Source organism: Synechococcus sp. RS9909, assembly GCF_014279595.1.
GTDB lineage: Bacteria > Cyanobacteriota > Cyanobacteriia > PCC-6307 > Cyanobiaceae > Synechococcus_C.
The window spans coordinates 1-18,547 of sequence record NZ_CP047943.1 but is presented as its reverse complement, the minus strand read 5'-3'; the positions used below and the strand labels follow the sequence as shown (position 1 = coordinate 18,547).

General features: G+C 64.8%; 15 protein-coding genes. 4 read left to right on the top strand and 11 right to left on the bottom strand.

The window, feature by feature from the left end; translation table 11 throughout:
• Positions 1-19: 19 nt before the first annotated feature.
• On the top strand, positions 20-1,024 hold the full coding sequence (gene dusA, locus SynRS9909_RS00075) for a tRNA dihydrouridine(20/20a) synthase DusA (RefSeq protein WP_007101121.1): 1,005 nt from the start codon (positions 20-22) through the stop codon (positions 1,022-1,024).
• Positions 1,025-1,068: 44 nt separating this feature from the next.
• On the opposite strand, the gene SynRS9909_RS00070 is transcribed toward dusA, so the two are convergent.
• From SynRS9909_RS00070 to SynRS9909_RS00040, 7 genes are all read right to left on the bottom strand, one after another.
• A complete protein-coding gene (locus SynRS9909_RS00070; RefSeq protein WP_007101122.1) occupies positions 1,069-1,575 on the bottom strand; it encodes an RNA-binding protein in 507 nt (168 codons plus the stop codon).
• A gap of 74 nt (positions 1,576-1,649) precedes the next feature.
• Positions 1,650-3,062: an argininosuccinate lyase gene (gene argH, locus SynRS9909_RS00065; RefSeq protein ID WP_007101123.1), complete on the bottom strand. Its 1,413-nt coding sequence runs from the start codon at positions 3,060-3,062 to the stop codon at positions 1,650-1,652.
• A gap of 32 nt (positions 3,063-3,094) precedes the next feature.
• On the bottom strand, positions 3,095-4,504 hold the full coding sequence (locus tag SynRS9909_RS00060; protein WP_038000988.1) for a PP2C family protein-serine/threonine phosphatase: 1,410 nt from the start codon (positions 4,502-4,504) through the stop codon (positions 3,095-3,097).
• 36 nt (positions 4,505-4,540) lie between these two features.
• Positions 4,541-5,962 carry a signal recognition particle-docking protein FtsY gene (gene ftsY / locus SynRS9909_RS00055; RefSeq protein ID WP_007101125.1) on the bottom strand — a complete coding sequence of 474 codons (1,422 nt, stop codon included), beginning with the start codon at positions 5,960-5,962 and terminating at the stop codon, positions 4,541-4,543.
• A gap of 40 nt (positions 5,963-6,002) precedes the next feature.
• A complete protein-coding gene (gene nusB, locus SynRS9909_RS00050; protein WP_007101126.1) occupies positions 6,003-6,662 on the bottom strand; it encodes a transcription antitermination factor NusB in 660 nt (219 codons plus the stop codon).
• Between the two features lie 37 nt (positions 6,663-6,699).
• Positions 6,700-7,446, bottom strand: a complete 747-nt coding sequence (locus tag SynRS9909_RS00045; RefSeq protein ID WP_007101127.1) for a DUF502 domain-containing protein — start codon at positions 7,444-7,446, stop codon at positions 6,700-6,702.
• A 50-nt stretch (positions 7,447-7,496) separates the two neighbouring features.
• Positions 7,497-8,162, bottom strand: coding sequence for an HpsJ family protein (locus SynRS9909_RS00040; RefSeq protein ID WP_038001768.1), 666 nt, complete (start codon positions 8,160-8,162; stop codon positions 7,497-7,499).
• Positions 8,163-8,203: 41 nt separating this feature from the next.
• On the opposite strand from SynRS9909_RS00040, the gene queG reads away from it, so the two are divergent.
• The 3 genes from queG (at position 8,204) to SynRS9909_RS00025 (ending at position 12,637) form a co-directional block, all read left to right on the top strand.
• Complete coding sequence (gene queG, locus SynRS9909_RS00035; RefSeq protein WP_007101129.1) at positions 8,204-9,181, top strand: tRNA epoxyqueuosine(34) reductase QueG; 978 nt, start codon at positions 8,204-8,206, stop codon at positions 9,179-9,181.
• Complete coding sequence (locus SynRS9909_RS00030; RefSeq protein ID WP_007101130.1) at positions 9,181-10,074, top strand: tetratricopeptide repeat protein; 894 nt, start codon at positions 9,181-9,183, stop codon at positions 10,072-10,074. Before queG ends, SynRS9909_RS00030 begins: the two co-directional genes overlap by 1 nt.
• A 67-nt stretch (positions 10,075-10,141) precedes the next feature.
• Complete coding sequence (locus SynRS9909_RS00025) at positions 10,142-12,637, top strand: DNA topoisomerase (ATP-hydrolyzing) subunit A (RefSeq protein WP_007101131.1); 2,496 nt, start codon at positions 10,142-10,144, stop codon at positions 12,635-12,637.
• Here the strand turns inward: SynRS9909_RS00025 and purF are convergent.
• Genes purF through dnaN form a run of 4 tightly spaced genes read right to left on the bottom strand, consistent with a single transcriptional unit; the run spans position 12,626 to position 18,374 of the window.
• Positions 12,626-14,110, bottom strand: coding sequence for an amidophosphoribosyltransferase (purF, locus tag SynRS9909_RS00020; protein WP_240307734.1), 1,485 nt, complete (start codon positions 14,108-14,110; stop codon positions 12,626-12,628). The genes SynRS9909_RS00025 and purF overlap by 12 nt on opposite strands.
• A 20-nt stretch (positions 14,111-14,130) precedes the next feature.
• Positions 14,131-16,497: a phosphoribosylformylglycinamidine synthase subunit PurL gene (gene purL, locus SynRS9909_RS00015; protein WP_370587904.1), complete on the bottom strand. Its 2,367-nt coding sequence runs from the start codon at positions 16,495-16,497 to the stop codon at positions 14,131-14,133.
• A gap of 4 nt (positions 16,498-16,501) precedes the next feature.
• Positions 16,502-17,197, bottom strand: coding sequence for a hypothetical protein (locus tag SynRS9909_RS00010; RefSeq protein ID WP_007101134.1), 696 nt, complete (start codon positions 17,195-17,197; stop codon positions 16,502-16,504).
• Between the two features lie 4 nt (positions 17,198-17,201).
• Positions 17,202-18,374, bottom strand: coding sequence for a DNA polymerase III subunit beta (gene dnaN / locus SynRS9909_RS00005; RefSeq protein WP_007101135.1), 1,173 nt, complete (start codon positions 18,372-18,374; stop codon positions 17,202-17,204).
• Positions 18,375-18,547: the final 173 nt, after the last annotated feature.

Sequence of the window (18,547 nt, the reverse complement as noted above, 5' to 3'; positions counted from 1 at the left end):
TGCGAGGCAGCATGGGGACATGGAGCCTCCGATCGAGCCCAAACGGGAACCGCCGTGGCGTTTCAGCGTGGCGCCGATGCTCGATTGCACCGACCGCCATTTCCGAATGTTGATGCGGCAGATCAGCCGCCGGGCCCTGCTCTACAGCGAAATGGTGGTGGTGCAGGCCCTACACCACAGCGAGCGGCGAGAGCGGCTGCTGGACTTCGATCCCATGGAGCATCCCCTGGCTCTGCAGGTGGGAGGCGACGATCCCGCCCTCCTGGCAGAGGCGACGCGGATGGCGGCCGACTGGGGCTACGACGAAATCAACCTCAATGTGGGCTGTCCGAGCCCGAGGGTGCAGGCAGGCAACTTCGGAGCCTGCCTGATGGCCGAACCCGACACCGTGGCCCGCTGCGTCGAGGCCATGGTCAGAGCCTCGCCTCTGCCGGTGACGGTGAAACACCGCGTGGGCATCGATGACCTCGATAGCGATGCCCTGCTGCAGGCCTTTGTGGATCGGCTGGCCGACGCTGGCGCCAGTCGCTTTGCCGTGCATGCCCGCAAGGCCTGGCTCGATGGTCTGGATCCGAAACAGAACCGCACGATTCCACCGCTTCAATACGACCGGGTGATCGCCTTGAAGCGACGCAGACCGGAGCTGTTGATCGAACTGAACGGAGGCCTGGACACTCCGGACGATTGCCTTGAGGCTCTCCAGCATTGCGATGGCGCCATGGTGGGCCGCGCTGTGTACGCCCATCCACTGCGATGGACGGCCATCGATGCGTTGATCTATGGCGATCCAGCCCGAAGCATCAGCGCCGCCGGCGTGGTGCGAGGGCTGCTTCCCCATGCCGAACGCCACCTCCAACGCGGCGGCCGCCTCTGGGATCTAGGCCGCCACCTGGTGCATCTGGTGGAAGGGGTGCCGGGAGCGCGGCACTGGCGCCGCGATCTTGGTCAGAACGCCCAACGCAAGGGGGCTGACCTGAGCGTGCTCGACGATGCCGCCCGACAACTGGAAGCTGCCGGGCTCTGAACATCCCGCCATCTGAACAGCGCGCCAGAGGTGGCGATCAGCGCTCAGCCTTCGGCACCGCCGTAATCGCCGTAGTCATCACTCTGAGGCGCAGGAGCAGCGCCACCCCGTCGACGCCGGCTGCGGCCGTCGTCATCAGCACCGGCCTGAGGCGCACCGCCGCCATAACTGCGGTCTTCCCAACCACGCGCACCGGAGCCGCCACCATCGCCGTAGCCGCCGCGGTCTGCGCCACGACCACCGCCGCCATAGCCGCCACCCCCGTAGCCGCCACCGCCATAACCACCGCCGCCGCGACGCGGTGCGCTGCCACGCGGTTCGGCTTTGTTGATCCGCAACGGACGACCCATCAGCTCCGCACCCTGCAGAGCTTCAATGGCTGCGGCTTCAGCCGCTTCATCTGCCATTTCAATGAAAGCGAAACCGCGCTTGCGTCCGGTATCGCGCTCAAGAGGAAGGGCACAATTGGTGACTTCGCCATAGGCGGCGAACAGTTCAATGACGTCTTCCTGCTCTGCGCGGAAGGGCAAATTGCCGACGAAAATGCTCACTTTCCTGGTGGACCGTTGTTGAAAGGGCCAATGGCCTACGGCCTGCTCAGCGTAGACCCAGTCAGACGGTTCGTTCAGCCGGCCGTGACGGGCAGTCGCTCCAACCACAGCGCCAACTGCTCCTCCACCCGCACAAACGCCGTTCCACCCTCACTGAGACGGGCCGCCACCACCTGACGCGGCACCAGGGCCTCCAGCAGATCCGCCTCGATCACCGGGTGAAAGGCGCGCCATTGCTCCAGGCTCAGATCCCGCAGCAATTGCCCCTCCTGCAAACACCGTTTCACCACGGCACCCACCAACTGATAGGCCTCTCGGAAGGGAACCCCCCGCGCTACGAGATAGTCGGCCACATCGGTGGCATTGGAAAAATCCGTGACCACAGCCTGCTCGAGACGCTCCGGCTGGAAGACCACACCGTCCTCGAGCAGGATCGCCATCGCTTCGAGGCAATCGCCCGTGGTGCGCACCACATCAAAGAGCGCTTCCTTGTCTTCCTGAAAGTCTTTGTTGTAAGCGAGCGGCAGGCCTTTGATCATCGTCAGCAAACCCTGGAGGTGACCGAAGACCCGGCCACACTTGCCGCGCACCAGTTCGGGCACATCCGGATTTTTCTTCTGCGGCATCAGGCTGCTGCCCGTGGCGCAACGGTCGCTCAGGCGCACAAAGCCGCATTCTTCACTCGCCCAGAAAATCACCTCCTCCGCCAGTCGGCTGAGATGCACCATCACCAGGGAGGCGGCAGCGCTGAACTCCACCGCGAAATCGCGGTCGCTCACGGCATCAAGACTGTTGGCATAGATCTGATCAAAGCCGAGGGCCGCAGCAGTGTGGCGCCGGTTGATCGGCACCGAGGTTCCAGCCAGAGCAGCGGCACCGAGCGGACAGATGTTGACGCGCGTGCGCACATCAGCGAACCGCTGCCGATCGCGCTCGAGCATCTCCACGTAGGCCAGCAGGTGATGGGCCAGACACAGGGGTTGGGCCCGCTGCAGGTGGGTGTACCCGGGAATCAGGGTCTGACGATGGCGATCAGCCTGCACCAGCAGGGCACGCTGAAACCGCACGATCCCCTGCTCCAACCCCTCCATCCGCCGCCGCAACCAGAGGCGCAGATCCGTTCCCACCTGGTCATTACGGCTGCGACCGGTGTGCAGCTTCTTGCCCACCGGTCCGAGCAGGGCGATCAGCCGCCGCTCGACAGCGAAGTGCACATCCTCATCAGCGAGCCCAGGCTGAAAGGTTCCCGCCGCAGCCTCGCTGCGAATCTGCTCCAGCCCGCCGCAGAGCTGATCGGCCTCAGCGGCGCTGATCACACCACACTCCGCCAGCATCCTGGCGTGGGCGATCGACCCATCCAGATCCTCCTGCAGCAACTGGATGTCGAACCCGATCGAGGCGTTGAAACGCTCAATCGCCGGATGCAGGCCCTGATCGAAACGATCACTCCAGGTCGTCGTTCCGCCACCCGTCACCCCGCCTGTCATCGCTGCCGATCCCAGCACACAGCTTCAGCTTGTCAGAGGGACGCACGGGGGACGGACGGCAGCATCACCTCCTCGCGCACCTTGAGCACCACCATCGAAGCATCGTCCTCCAGCTGCCGGTCCGCACCCACGAAGCGATCCAATCGGGTGAAGAGCTGATCGAGGATTCCCTGGGATCCCATCCCGGATCGACAAGCACCTTCCAGGGTGCGCATGAGCCTGGCCTCATCAAAGCGATCCCCGGTGATTCCCGGGGCCTCGGTGACCCCATCGGTGTAATAAAGGATCACATCACCCGGTTCGAGCACCACCTGACCACAGCCGTAATCCGCTTCCGGTTGCAGTCCGATCAACAGACCAGGCGCATCCAGCCGCCCGATGCTGCGCTGCTGCGCTCGCCAGATCAAGGGCGGATTGTGAGCCGCATTGGCAAAACGGAGCCGACGGGTGCGCGGATCGAAATCGGAATAAAAGAGAGTCACAAACCGGTGCGACTGGGCCAGGTCTTCCTGCGCCAGTTGGTTGAGATCGTGAAGAATCCGATCCGGCGGCAGGCCGCTCAGCACCTCAGCGCGCAGCATGCCGCGCAACAGGGTCATCAACAGGCCAGCGGGAACCCCCTTTCCCATCACATCGCCCATCACCAGAGCCCAACGCCCCCGCTCCCGGCGCCGACCGATCAGTTCCGGACGGGTGGGAATGAAGTCGTAGTAGTCGCCGCCCACCTGAAACGCAGGCCGACAGCGGGCCGAAAGTTCCACGCCCTCAATCACCGGGCAGTGATCCGGCAGCAACTGGGCCTGGATCTCGGCACCGATGCTCAGCTGTCGATCGACCCGCTCATGCCGGCGCGCCTCCTGCAGCATGAGATCGTTCTCAATCGCCACGCCGGTGAGATCGGCGACGAGCTGCACATGGCGGCGGTGCACCTCACTCCAGACCAGCGGCCCGGTGCTGTTGAAGACATACAACCGCCCGCGCTGCCGTCCCCGCGCCACCAGGGAGGTGGCGAACAGATCGGAACGGCCGAGCTGGCGCTGCACAAGCTGATCCAGGGCCTGCACCTGCGCCTCTTCAGAGGCAAAACCGACGGCATGGCCGGGTCCAAAGGCCGCGATCTGGCGGAGCAGTTCCTCCGAACGTTCCACAGGAAGCACCTGCAGTTGTTCCCGCCAGAGCCGACCATCCGGCTGAAAGGGCACCAGCAAGGCACCATCCACGCCCACCAGACGGGAGGCGACCACCGGCACCAGTTCCAGAAACCGATGCAGGTTGGTGAAGCTGCGCAGGGCGAATCCCAGCGAAACCAGAAGGTCCTGATTGGTGCGCTGCTCGTTGGAGAGGCTGTCGAGCAGCTGACGCAGAGACGCCGTGGCCGTCAACGGCTGAACGCTGCTGCGTTGACGCGGAGTGGAATGGCGCCGTGGTGGCTTGCTGCTCACGGCCGACCATGGCAGGACCCGCAAAGTAGCAAGGGTTCAGCGGCCAGCCAGCAACGCCTCGACAAATTCAAAGCTGTTGAAAGGGCGGAGATCTCGGATCCCCTCGCCAGCGCCGATGAACCGGATCGGCAAGCCGGCTTCCGATGCCACCGCCAGAGCGACACCACCGCGGGCGGTGCCATCGAGTTTGGTGATCACCACACCGGTGAGATCAGCAGCCTTGGCAAAGGCCATCGCCTGCTTGAGGCCGTTCTGCCCCTGGCTGGCATCCAGCACCAGCAGCGACTCCACCCTGGCTTCCGGAGCGAGTCGATCGACGATGCGTCGGATCTTCTGGAGCTCCTCCATCAGGTTGTGCTTGGTCTGCAGTCGTCCGGCCGTGTCGACCAGGAGCAGATCCACACCCTTGGAACGGGCCGCACCGATCGCATCGAACACCACAGCGGCAGGATCGGCGTTCGCTGACGGATTGGAGATCACCGGCACCTCGCTCCGCTCCGCCCACACCGTCACCTGCTGCACCGCAGCGGCCCTGAAGGTGTCGGCCGCGGCCACCAGAGCGCTGTAGCCACTGCGCACGGCCAGATTGGCGAGCTTGCCCAGGGTGGTGGTCTTGCCAACACCGTTGACGCCCACCATCAACCAGATGTTCAAACGACCCCGTTCCGGCGCCAGCAGTTCAACGCCGCTGGCCTGAATCGGCTGCTCCAGCAGACCGCGCAGCTGCTCCTTGAGAAAACGGATCCCCTCTCCGGGATCCACCACCTCCTCATTGAGGCGACGCCGCAGAGCCTCCATCACCTGATCGGTGGCCTGCACTCCGGCATCCGCCCGCAGCAGCAAAGCCTCGAGATCATCAACCACCTCGGGGGTGAGGGGGTCATCACCGAGAGTCTCGAGCAGGCTGGTGACAAAGCCCTGTCGGGTCTTCTCCAGACCGCGGCGCAGGCGACCGAGCCAATCGATCTCCTCCAGCGACACCTGATCCACCTCGCGGCCCTGGGCGGCCAGAACCTCCGCCGACCAGGTGAAGGTGTCGTCAAAGTCACCGAGCTGGGGCTCCTGACTGTCCTGAACCGTCTCGGAGGTCTGCGCAGTGCGAACGGGGGGAACCGGTGCGGGCTCCTCGAGGCGGGAGGCCCGACTCGCGAGCTCCTGCAGACGCTCCTGACGCTGCGCCGCCGCCAGCTCCAACAACGACAGGGGAGCCGACGGGGCTGGTGGGGAGTCAGGTTCCGCCGCGCGCTCCTGCTCCGGAGTGTCCTGAGCCGAGGGGACTTGAACCTGGGCTTGAACCTGGGCCTTCTGCGCTTTCAGGCGGGCGTAGGCCTGACGGGCCCACTCCAGCGGATCCTCCTCCGTTGCTTCAGCCGCAGCCTCACCAACCTCGGGGGTTGGTGGAGACGGGGCCTCCTCATCGTTGGGAACGGAGGTGCGGTTGAACCAGTCGTAAACCATCGAAGCGGCAGGGTGGTGACCAGAGATCAGAGGATGGGGCTCAGGAGCTGGCGGCAGTTGTTGTCGCCTGCTGCAGTCGGCGCAGAACGCCGTTGATCATGCGCCGGCCCTGATCATCGCTGTAGCGATGGGCCAGCTCCACGGCTTCGTTGCAGGCCACCGCTGCCGGCGTGTGGAGAGCGGTGAGATCAACCACCGCCAAGCGGAGGATGTCGCGATCAATCCGTGGCAGACGGCTGAGACGCCAACCTTCCATCACCCCATCCAGACGGGCATCGATCGCACTGCGTTGCTCCAGCACCAGAGCCACCCGGCGGCGGGCGTCATCACGCACCTGATCCTGATCCGCCAGTGCCAGCAGGCGGGGCAGCTCCAGACATCCGGAGAGACCATTGAGCACCTGTTCGGCAGCGCCGATCGACGCCTGCAGCTGATCGCGGACAGCAACCACCTGAGTTCCGGCTCGATCGCTGCCGCGATCACCACCATCCTGCAGTTCGCTGTCGAGCAGATGCTGCTGGGCCTTCTCCAGATCAGCGGCACAGCCATCCAGGGTCTCCCGCCAGTGCTGCATCAGGGTGTCGAGCGCCTTCTGGAGCAGGGTCTCCAGGGAGAGATCTGCCATCACCTGGCCATCACGGTCAGGAAGCTGACCGAGCACCAGGAGCGCCAGCTCACGGGCCAGGGAACGGGACTGCATGGAGGTCAAGCGAAGGTTGGCACAGGCAGATCGCTGATCACGCTTCCGAGGCGCGGGACGACGGAGAGGTAGCGCGCAACTGGGAGAGAAGACTGGAAAAACTGCGATTCACAGGGGCTTCCCGTTCATCCGGATTGACGATTCCAGCGGAAATGATCGTGCGGAATGCATCCTCCACCGAGAGATTGAGATCCCGCACCGATGACTCAGGCACCAAGGCGTACCAGCCGGTGGTGGGGTTGGGAGCGGTGGGGATGAACACGCTCAGGAGGGGCTCCTCGAGTTCGGCCTGCAACGAGGGGCCCACCACACCGGTCACGAAACCGACGCTGAACAGACCCTCGCGGGGGTACTCCACCAGAACGACACGGCGAAACCGCTTGGAATTGTCGCGAAGGAAGGTTTCGAGGAGCTGTTTCAGCGTTTTGTACACCGATCCCGCCAGGGGAATCCGTGACAAGGTGCCCTCACCGAACTCCAGCAACCATCGGCCCACGATGTTGCGGGCCATCAAACCGATCAGAAGAATCCCCAGCAGGGGAACCGTGAGGCCGAGGGCCAGATTGATCAGGTCCTGCAGCAGGGGGTTGAGCGTGATGAAGGGGTTGAACTGCTTTGGAATCGACGTGAGAAACGCCAAAACAAAACGGCTCACCGTGGTCGCCAACCAGATCGTGGTGGCCAACGGAATGACCACCAGCAGACCAGCAATCAGATCATTCTTGAGATCCTGCTGAAGTCTGGCGCTGAGCGGCAGATCGGGTCTGGGGTTGGACTGCACCAAGAAACGTCTCGGTCCTTGAGGCGACGTGATCCAACCAACCTAACCAGCAATCAGAGAACAGCCGCGAATGCGAGGAGCACAAAGGCAATGGCCAGCACCACGGCGCTGACGGTGCCACCGAAACGACGTTGATTCATCGCCAGATTGCGCTGGCGCTCCGCCTGCTGAAGCTGATCGTTCATCTGTTGCAGCTGACCATCGATGAACTCCTGGGCCGCTTTGGCCTTGTCGTCATCGGTGGCGTCAGCAGGCAGTTGTCCGGCCTGGGCCAGCTGCTCTCCCAGCATCTTCACGTTGTCGGGATTCTTTCCCTGCTGTCGGGCCATCTCCAGCTGGCTGCGGCGCTGCTGCAGCGTCTGATCCGCCTGACCGGCGAGCGATTGATTGCCACTGATCGCCATCGGCACCACAGCGATCATGGCAATCGCCAGCAGAGCCGAAAGCACGCACACCACCCAACGAATCGGCTGGCGATCGGCAACGGGATGATCCAGGCGCGACCCGATCAACATCAGCAACAAGCCGACAAATCCCATCGGGGCCTGGCTGACGAGCCGTTCGATCAGCAGCTGTTGAAACGACGCCTCCGCCCAGTCGGCACCACTGAGGACCACAGCGATCTGCAGAACCAGGAGCACCACCAGCGTGAGACCCAGCCAGCGCAGCACAGGGGCGAGTCGCAGCGTGGACGAGGAACCTGGAGCAGAAGCGGACACGGCAAGATGCCTGAAGTCGTCCAACTGTACGGTCGCTTTCCGTGTCCGCTGACACTGATCTGGCCAGGCTGGCCGAAGCCCTGAAGCGGGAAGCTCGGCAGCAGGGCTTCGAGCCGGTGGGTCTCGCCCGGTTGCCGGGCAGTGCCCGACTCCAACTGCGGACGGCAGCCCTGCAACGCTGGTTGGAGGCAGGACATCAGGCCGACATGGCCTGGATGGCCGCACCACGGCGGCTGGCGGCGGAACGGCTGCTCGACGGTGCCAGAAGCCTGCTGGCGGTGGGTCTGAACTACCACGTGGCAGCCAGGCGGGAACCAGGAACGCTGGCGATCGCCCGCTATGGCTGGGGCCGGGATTACCACCGCGTCGTCATGCAACGGCTGAAGCGACTCGGACGCTGGCTGGAGCAGCAGCATCCCGGCGTGGGCTGGAGAGCCTGCGTGGATGCCGACCCCCTGCTCGACAAGGCCTGGGCGGAGGAGGCCGGTCTGGGTTGGATCGGCAAACACAGCAACCTGATCCACCGCCAACGGGGGTCCTGGATGGTGATCGGCCACCTGCTCACCAGTCTCGACCTGCCGCCGGATCAACCCGCCGAACCCCTCTGCGGTCGCTGTCAACGCTGCATCGACGCCTGCCCCACGGACGCGATCCGGGAACCCTTTGTGGTCGATGCCCGCCGCTGCCTCGCATATCACACGATTGAAAACCGCAGCCCGCAACTACCGGAGACGATCCAGGCCGCCCTGGGTCCATGGCTTGCAGGCTGCGACATCTGCCAGGAGGTCTGCCCCTGGAATGAGGGGCCCCTGCCCTGCAGTGAGGATCCCGATGTGCAGCCCCGGCCCTGGATCCTCAGCCTGCAGCGCGACCAGGCCCTGAGCTGGGATGACGCCACCTGGCTGGAGAAGCTGCGCGGTTCGGCGCTGCGCAGAATCAAGCCCTGGATGTGGAGACGCAACGCCGAGGCAGCGCGCGTGGAGAGCCCTCCTACCCTGAACGGATCGACATCAAAGTGATGGGTCGCAACGTTCGCTTCAAACCCGGTGCAACCAGGTGTGCAGCGACCCTGCTCGCCCTGGCCGGCGCGATTCTGCCCCTGCCTGCCAAGGCGCTCATTCCCACGGTGTATGTGCCGAGCCAGCAGGAACTGGAGGGATCCGGCATCGGCATCGGGCGCACGGCGGCGCAGTTGCTCAAGCTGGGTCAACCGGAAGAAGCCGCCCGGCTGGCGGCGCTGGCCGTGCGGCTCCAGCCGGAGGATGAACGGCTCTGGTCGGTACTGGCTGAGGCCCAACTGCGCAGCCAGCAACTGGATGCGGCCGCCCGCTCCCTGGCCAAGGCCAAGGAACTCAATCCCAACAAAGCCGGACTCTGGTTTGCCGAGGCCTCCCTGGCCCTGCGCGACAACCGGCCGGAGGATGCCATCCCCCTGCTCGATGAAGGGCTGAAGCTCGATCCCAACAATCCCGCCGCCTATTTCGACCTGGGGAACGCCAGGGTGATGCAATCGCGCTACGGCGCCGCACTCAAGGCCTTTGAAAAAGCCGCCAGCCTCAAACCCACCTTCTGGGAAGCGGTGAACAACCAGGCGATCGTGCTGTTCGAAATGGGCAACACCCGTGAGGCGATTCAACGCTGGCGACGCGTGCTCACGATCAAGCGCAACGCCGAACCCATGCTCGCCCTGGCCGCTGCACTGAACAGCCAATCACCGGGTGATGAAGAGGCGCTGACCCTGGCGCGACAAGCCCTGGCCGACGATCCGAATTACGTGCTCCCCGGGCATCAGAAACAGCAGCTGTGGGGGCTGAACCTGAGGCTGGCGGCGCGCACGCTGCTGGCAAACCCGGCCCTCCAGGATGCGGTGGAGCGTGCAGAAGCCAACGCCGATCCCAGCAGCGCCAGCTGAGAGGACTGGTCATCCCAGGGGAGATCTGTAGGCTGAGCCCCTTCCGCCCTCAGAATTTCCGATCCGGATGGCCGAGGAGCGCGTTCAACCGATCGCCCTGCATCAGGAGATGCAGCGCTCCTACCTCGAGTACGCGATGAGCGTGATCGTGGGTCGGGCCTTGCCCGATGCCCGCGATGGCCTCAAGCCGGTGCAGCGTCGCATCCTCTATGCCATGCACGAACTGGGCCTGACACCGGATCGGCCCTACCGCAAGTGCGCCCGCGTCGTGGGCGATGTGCTCGGCAAATATCACCCGCACGGTGATCAGGCGGTCTACGACGCTCTGGTGCGGCTGGTGCAGACCTTCTCCAGCCGCCACCCCCTGCTGGATGGCCACGGCAACTTCGGATCCGTGGATGACGATCCGCCGGCTGCCATGCGCTACACCGAAACCCGCCTGGCTCCGATCGCCCATCAGGGACTGCTCGATGAGATCGGCGACGACACCGTTGATTTCGCTCCGAACTTCGACGGCTCCCAGCAGGAACCGACCGTGCTGCCGGCCCAGCTGCCTTTCCTGCTGCTCAACGGCTGTGCCGGGATTGCCGTGGGCATGGCCACCAACATCCCGCCCCACAATCTCGGCGAAGTGGTGGATGCCCTGGTGGCCCTGGTGCGCCAACCGGAGCTGAGCGATGACAAGCTCCTGACCCTGATTCCCGGCCCGGATTTCCCAACCGGCGGCGAAGTGCTGTTAGGCAGTGGCGTCCGGGAGACCTACCTGTCGGGTCGCGGCAGCATCCCGATGCGGGGCGTGGCTCACATCGAGGAGGTGCAGCCGGGCAAGGGGCGCCACAAGCGCAATGCCGTGGTGATCACCGAACTGCCCTTTCAACTGAGCAAAGCGGGCTGGATCGAAAAGCTGGCGGAGCAGGTGAACGAGGGGCGCATCGGTGGCATCGCTGACATCCGGGATGAGAGCGACCGCGACGGCATGCGGGTGGTGGTGGAACTCAGGCGGGATTCCGATCCAGGCAAGGTGCTTGCCGACCTGCAACGACGGACGTCACTGCAGAGCAACTTCGGAGCCATCCTGCTGGCGCTGGTGAACGGTCAACCGCAGCAGCTCTCCCTGCGCCAGCTGCTGCAGACCTTCCTCGAGTACCGCGAGCAGACCCTGATCCGTCGGACCAGCCATGCCCTGCGCAAAACCGAGGATCGCCTCGAGGTGGTGGAGGGTCTCAACCGCGCACTCGAGGCACTGCAACAGGTGATCAGCATGATCCAGGAGGCGCGGGATGCGGCCAGCGCCAGGGCCAGCCTGATGGTGCACCTCGACCTGAGCGAACGACAGGCCGATGCCGTTCTGGCGATGCCGCTGCGTCGACTCACCGGACTGGAGCAGGAGAGCCTGCGGAAAGAAGCCGAGGAACTGCGTCAGGAACGCAGTCGCCTGCAACGCCTGCTCGAGCAAAGGGACGTTCTGCTGGCGGCTCTGGTGGATGAACTGAAGCAGCTCAGGAAACGATTCGCCACGCCGCGCCGCACCCGCCTGATCGAAGGCGGCGACCATCTGCTGGCCGAACGGGCTGCCAGCCAACGCCCGAATGCCGAACTGCAACGCAAGCAGGCCCTGGGCGCACTTCCTGGCGATGCCCGTCTGCTGATCCAAGCCGATGGCCAGGTCAAGGTGATCAGCCCCCAGGTGCTGGGCCGGATGCATCTGCAGGACGCCGCCGCCCTCGGCGATGAACCGTCACCAGCCCGCCTGATCCTGCCGATCGCCCCACCCCCCCGGTTGCTGGCCCTCACCGCCCAGGGCCGGGTGGCCTTGGTGCGCTGGGAATTCGCCGGACAACAGCCAGGAGCGCTCGAACGGTTTCTACCCACCGCCATGGAGGGTGAAACCGTCATCAACCTGCTGCAGCTTCCCGACACCGACGACGATCACGCCAGCCGGACTTTGTCCCTCGGTCTGCTGAGCAGCGATGGTCGCTTCAAGCGTCTGCCCTTGCAGGACCTGCAGGAACTGTCGGGGCGGGCCGCCAGCGTGCTGAAGCTCAAGGAGGGCGTCAGCCTCCAGGCTGGAGTGATCTGCTCCGAGGGGGGAACGATCGCCCTGGTGACCGACATCGGCCGGGTGCTACGGCTGCCGGTGGATGACACGGCGCTGCCGTTGATGGGGAAGCTGGCCCAGGGGCCGGTGGCGCTGCGCCTGCTGCCGGGAGAACAGCTGGTCGGGGCTGTCAGCCTGGCTGCCGATGCTCCCGGCCAGTTGATCGCCGCCACCCGTCAGGGTCGGTTGATCCGACGCCCTCTCGGTGATCTGAGACTGTGCCACCGCGGCGATCTGGGCGATCTGGCGATCGATCTGAACGCGACGGCTGCGCCGGACGATCGCCTCGTGTCCGTCTGCCTGGCGACGCCGCTGCTGGGCTTGATCTCCAGCCAGGGGCGGCATGGACGGTTGGCCGGAACAGCGATCAGCACCGATGACAGCCTGGAACTGCCGCTGCGAGAAGGCGAGAGACTGAAGGCTCTGGTGCCGCTGATCAACGGCACGAAGGACTCAGCGGAGTGAGGCCGCCACACCGGCCGGCTCGAGCATGAGCTTGCTGGAGCGCATCGCCTCATCCATCGGCACCGGATAGGCACCGTCAAAACAGGCGGTGCAGAACTGGGACGAACTGGCCCGCGCCGCTTCCACCATGCCTTCTTTGCTGAGATAGGCGAGGGAATCGACCTTGAGATGCTCCTGGATCTCCGCCAACGTGAGACGGGCGGCGATGAGCTGATCCTGGGTGTCGGTGTCGATGCCGTAAAAACAGGGATGGGTGACCGGTGGGGAACTGATCCGCATGTGCACCTCGGTGGCACCGGCATCGCGAAGGGCCTGCACCAGCTTGCGGCTTGTGGTGCCGCGCACGATCGAGTCATCGATCACCACCACCCGCTGACCGGCCAGCACATCCGGCAACGGATTCAATTTCACCCGTATCCCCGCTTCCCGCATCGCCTGGGTCGGTTGAATGAAGGTGCGACCGACGTAGCGGTTTTTGATCAGGCCATCGGCAAACGCCAATCCGCTCGCCTGGGCATACCCGATGGCGGCAGGAATGCCCGAATCAGGCACACCGATCACCAGATCGGCTTCCACCGCCGATTCCTTCGCCAGGATCTGACCGATGCGTTGCCGGTAGCTGTAGAGCGATTCTCCGAAGAAGCGGCTGTCTGGCCGGGCGAAATAGATCATTTCGAACACGCACATCCTGGTGGAAGGTTCCACCCACCGCTGAATCGATGGCTCCGGTTCACCGCAATGAAAGCGCACGATTTCGCCGGGTTGCACATCCGCCTCATAACTGGCGCCGATGATGTCGAGCCCACAGGTTTCACTGCTCACCACCCAGTGCCCTTCGCTGGCATCGCCAAGGCGGCCATACACCAGCGGTCTGATGCCATAGCCGTCGCGAAGGGCATAGAGGGCGTCATTGGTGCCGATCACCAGACTGAAAGCACCACGACACAAGGCCACGGCTTCCGTGATCGCCGGCTGCCAATCGAGGCCGCGCTCCACCGCCTGCTGAATCGCCAGCGCGATCAATTCCGAATCGGTGGTGGAGGTGAATTCGGCCTGGCCATCATCAACACGCTGCCTCAGTTCCGCTGCGTTGACGAGATTGCCGTTGTGAGCCAAGGCGAAAGGGCCGAGGCGCGTCATCAGCACCACCGGCTGGGCATTGCAGACCCTGCTGCTGCCGGTCGTGGAATAGCGGTTGTGGCCCACGGCCAGATGACCGGGCATGCGGGCCAGGACGTCCTGATCAAACACCTGGCTGACCAGGCCCATGTCTTTGTGCAGGCGCACCTTGCCCTGGTTGAAAACGGCGATTCCCGCCGACTCCTGGCCGCGATGCTGCAGGGAATACAGGCCGAAATAAGTGAGGTTCGCCACCGGCTGCTCTGCGGCGAGCACGGCGTACACGCCGCACGCTTCCTCCATCCGGTCGGGGCGCTCCGTCTCGGACTGATGCACAGAGCGCCTCGACGTCATGATGTGGTCACAATTTTGCATCATGCCGCCATGCGTCGGGGCAGTGCCTGGTCGTGAGCCAGGCGCATCGCGGCGACATCGAGATCCAGCAGGGCCTGATCTCCCGAGCGCATCGTCAACCGCCCCTGATCCGTGACGAAGCCGAGGGGCGTGGCCGGAACGTCACAACCGAGCGCTCCAGCCAACAGCGCCTGCCAGGCCTCAAGGGCTTCCGCCTTCACCGACACGATGATCCTGGCGCCACCCTCCGCAAACAACAGCTGCTCCGGACGGGACCCGCTGCTGCCCAGGTCAATCGCGGCACCCAGGCCCACCGCCAGGCAACTCTCCGCCAACGCCACCGCCAGGCCACCGTCGCTGCAATCGTGGGCGGACGCCAACAGGCCTTGGCCAATCGCCGCCCGCACCAGGGCCTGCACTCTCACCTCGAGATCCAGATCCGGACGAGGCGGGCGGCCGGTGAGGGCACCATGGATCACCCCCTGATACGCACTGCCTGCCAGCCCGAGCCGATCATCGGCCTGCCCATCGATCGGCACCCCCAGCAGCACCACTGGATCCGCCGGCTGCCGCCACCCCAGACCGATCACCTTGGCGATGGACTCCACCACCCCGACCATGCCCACCACGGGCGTGGGATGGATCGGCACGGACGCGCCATCATCACTGCGGGTCTCGTTGTAGAGGGAGACATTGCCACCGGTCACGGGGGTGTTCAGTCGGCGGCAGGCCTCAGCCAGACCACGGCAGGCCATGGCCAGTTGCCAGTAGCCGCGATCGGTGTCGGGTGAGGGAAAGTTCAGGTTGTCGGTCACCGCGAGCGGATCGGCACCGACGCAACTCAGGTTGCGGGCCGCTTCCGCCACCGCCGCCATCGCACCACGCTCGGGATCCAGCGCCACCCAGCGATTCGGGCAATCCACCGTGGCCGCCACAGCGCGCTCAGTTCCCTGCAGGGACCCGTCCCCCTGCTGAGGCCGGAGTCGCACGACCGCGGCGTCAGCGCCTCCGGCCTGAATCACGGTGTTGGCCAGCACCTGCTGGTCGTACTGGCGATACACCCAGCGCTTGCTGGCGATGGTCGGATCATCGAGCAGGGCGAGCAGATCGGCACCCCAGTCGTGCTCCAACGCGGCACCGGGAAGCTCGGAGTCTTGCCATTGCCAATGCTGCTGGATGTCGAGGGGGGGATCGGCCAAGAGGCTGTGGGAATTGATCGGCGTGTCTTCCGCCAGGGCGCGGGCGGGAATTTCAGCGGCCACCGCTCCGTGCTGCAACACCCGCACCACGGGCTCCGCCAACACCTGTCCCACCACGGCCGCCTGCAGCCCCCAGCGGCGGAAACGCTCCATCAGCGGCTGCTCGCGACCGGCACGCACCACGAAGAGCATGCGCTCCTGCGACTCGGAGAGAAGAAATTCGTAGGCGGTCATGCCCTCTTCCCGTGCGGGCACCCGATCCAGATCGAGCTCCACGCCCACATGCCCCTTGGCGGCCATTTCGGCACAGCTGCAGGTGAGACCGGCCGCTCCCATGTCCTGGGCGGCGATCACATCACCACTCTGGAAGGCCTCCAGACAGGCTTCGATCAACCCCTTTTCCAGAAAGGGATCACCCACCTGCACAGCCGGGCGGTCATCGAGGGAGGAGCCACTGAGTTCAGCGCTGGCAAAGCTGGCACCCCCCATGCCGTCACGACCGGTGGTGCTGCCCACGTACACCACGGGATTGCCGACACCGGAGGCTCCGGATTTGACGATCTCCTCCGTTTCCATCAGCCCCAGGGCCATGGCGTTCACCAGCGGGTTGCCGCTGTAGGAGGGATCAAAGGCGACTTCACCGCCCACCGTCGGCACGCCAACGCAGTTGCCGTAATGGGCAATGCCGGCCACCACCCCCTCCAGCAGTCCCCGATTGGAGGGCTCCTCCATGGGGCCGAAACGCAGGGCATTCAGCAGGGCGATCGGACGGGCGCCCATGGTGAAGATGTCACGCAGGATGCCACCGACCCCCGTGGCCGCGCCCTGAAAGGGCTCCACCGCCGAGGGATGGTTGTGACTTTCGATCTTGAACGCGAGACGGTGCCCGTCGCCCAGATCCACCACCCCGGCGTTCTCCCCCGGTCCCACCAGGATGCGGGGCCCCTCCGTCGGAAAACCTCGCAGGAGCGGCCTGGAGTTGCGGTAACAGCAGTGTTCCGACCACATCACCCCGAACATGCCGAGTTCCGCCCGGTTGGGATCACGACCGAGACGGCGCTGAATTTCGCGGTAGTCCTCCTCGGTGAGTCCCTCCTTGCGGAGAGCGGCCGTCACGTCAAACGACGGCGCCGAAGCGGGGGACTGGGCCACTGGAGGTTGATCAGCTGTCTCCAGTGTTGCCGACAGCGGTTCAGATCCAGGGATCCGGATCGTCATCACCCCGATCAGAATGGGGGGAGCGGGAAGGGCGATCAGGCCTCTCATCGTGAGGTTCGTCCCAGGGAGGCTCCTCCAGCCAACCCTCCAGTCGCTCTCCGGCCTTATCACCGATCTGCTGCAGCTGCTCACGCCAGGAGCGGGAACGACGCAGCAGATCCTGTCGAACACTGGAGCGGGCCAGGGGCAGCTCATCCAGCTCCCTCAGCGCCGTGGACACCTGGCCGGGGCACTGATCGACGATGCGGTCGGGTGTGAGTCGCCAACGGCTGCTGCCGGGTAGGCGCGGATCGCTGCGCGACACCAGATAGTGGAGGATCTGGCCTGTGGCCGGCACCACCGCCAGGTCGGCGATGCTCCCCAGGCGTTCACCCTGTCGATCGAGCAGATCGGCCTCCAGGAGTGTGGGAAGCCGTTCCAGCGTCACGAGATCAGCCTCAGCCGGTGGGCCCTTGACGAACACCTCCTGCTCACTGAGCCCGCGCCACTGATCCAGACGCCAGACCGCACGACGGGTGCGCAGCGCCGATGGACGACTGACCCAACCGAGCAGACGATGCACGGGCGGATGCATCCAGGCCATGACGCCGGGACCATGGTCGAGCCCCTGGTCGCAACGTACGCGATGGCGCAACAGATCGCTCAGAAGGATCTGATCAGGACGGGACAAGGCCTCAGCTGCGGATCTGAACGGGCATCACCAGATACGTGAACCCGGAGTCATCATCGGCGGCGGAGAGCACGGCCGGCGTGGTGGGCGCATTGCAACGCAGCTTGATCCGGTCGGCTTCCATGGCCTTGAGGCCATCCAGCACGTAACGCACGTTGAAAGCGATCTGCACGGGCTCACCGCTGAGATCAGACGCCAACGACTCAGAACCACTGCCGACATCCTGGGCATCAGCGCTGATCTGCACCAGCCCCGACTCAGGCTCGCTGCTGATCCGCACCACATTGTTGTGCTGATCCGCCAGCACCGCCACCCGCTCCAGGGCAGCGACGAAACCACGGCGATCCAGTTCAAACACCCGACTGAAGCTGTCGGGGATCAACTGGCGGTAGTTGGGATAGGTGCCCTCCAGGGTGCGACTGGTCACCATCTGATCGGCCGCGAGCACCACCACCTGCCCACGGTCGTAAAACAAGGTGACTGGATCGTCGCCTTTCCAGCTGGTCACAAGACGTTCCACCTCCCGCAGCGACCGAGCCGGCAGGGTGACGGAAAGATCGGCGGCTTCTCCGTCGTTGGCTTCCCCACCCTCCAGCGTCGGAGCTTCGCGGAGGGCATCGGTCACGGCGAGCACCGCCAGGCGATGGCCATCCGTGGACGCTGCTTCCAGGTGGGAACCGGAAAAACGCAGATGCACCCCGGTCAGGAGTTGCTTGGCCTCATCAGCGCTGCTGGCGAACAGGGTGGCGCGCAAGGCGCGAGCCAACGCAGCAGCCTCCAGCTTCAGGGCCGTGCCGTTTTCCACCAGGGGCAGCTCGGGAAACTCATCGGCGGGCATGCCCCGCATCTGGTAGCAGCCACTGAGGCTGGTGAGCTCCACCTGTTCGCCGGCGTCATCGCTCGCGAGGGTCACGGGTGACTCACTCGAGAGACGCGACACGATTTCCCCCAACAGACGCGCCGGCAAGGTGACGGCACCGCTGCTCTCAACCGATGCGGGCAGGGACGTCTGGATCCCGAGGTTGAGGTCAAAACCGGTGAGGCTGAGCCGCCCGGTGCCGGCATCCGCAGTCAGCAGCACGTTGGCCAGCACCGGATGGGTAGGTCTGGACGCAACGGCCCGACTGACGAGCTGCAGAGCGGCGTTGAGTTCAGCCTGAGAACAGACCAATTTCATGGCGTCAACGTCCGGGCAAACCATTCTGAGCGGCTTCCCACGGTTCCACAGGCCAGGGCGAAGCGCAATGGACTCAACCGCTTGGCGCTGAACGTTTGCCTCATCTGCTGTTTCAAGGATTAGTTCTTTTTTAAATCCAATTCAATAGCCGTAGTAGGTGCTGGGGAAAGCGT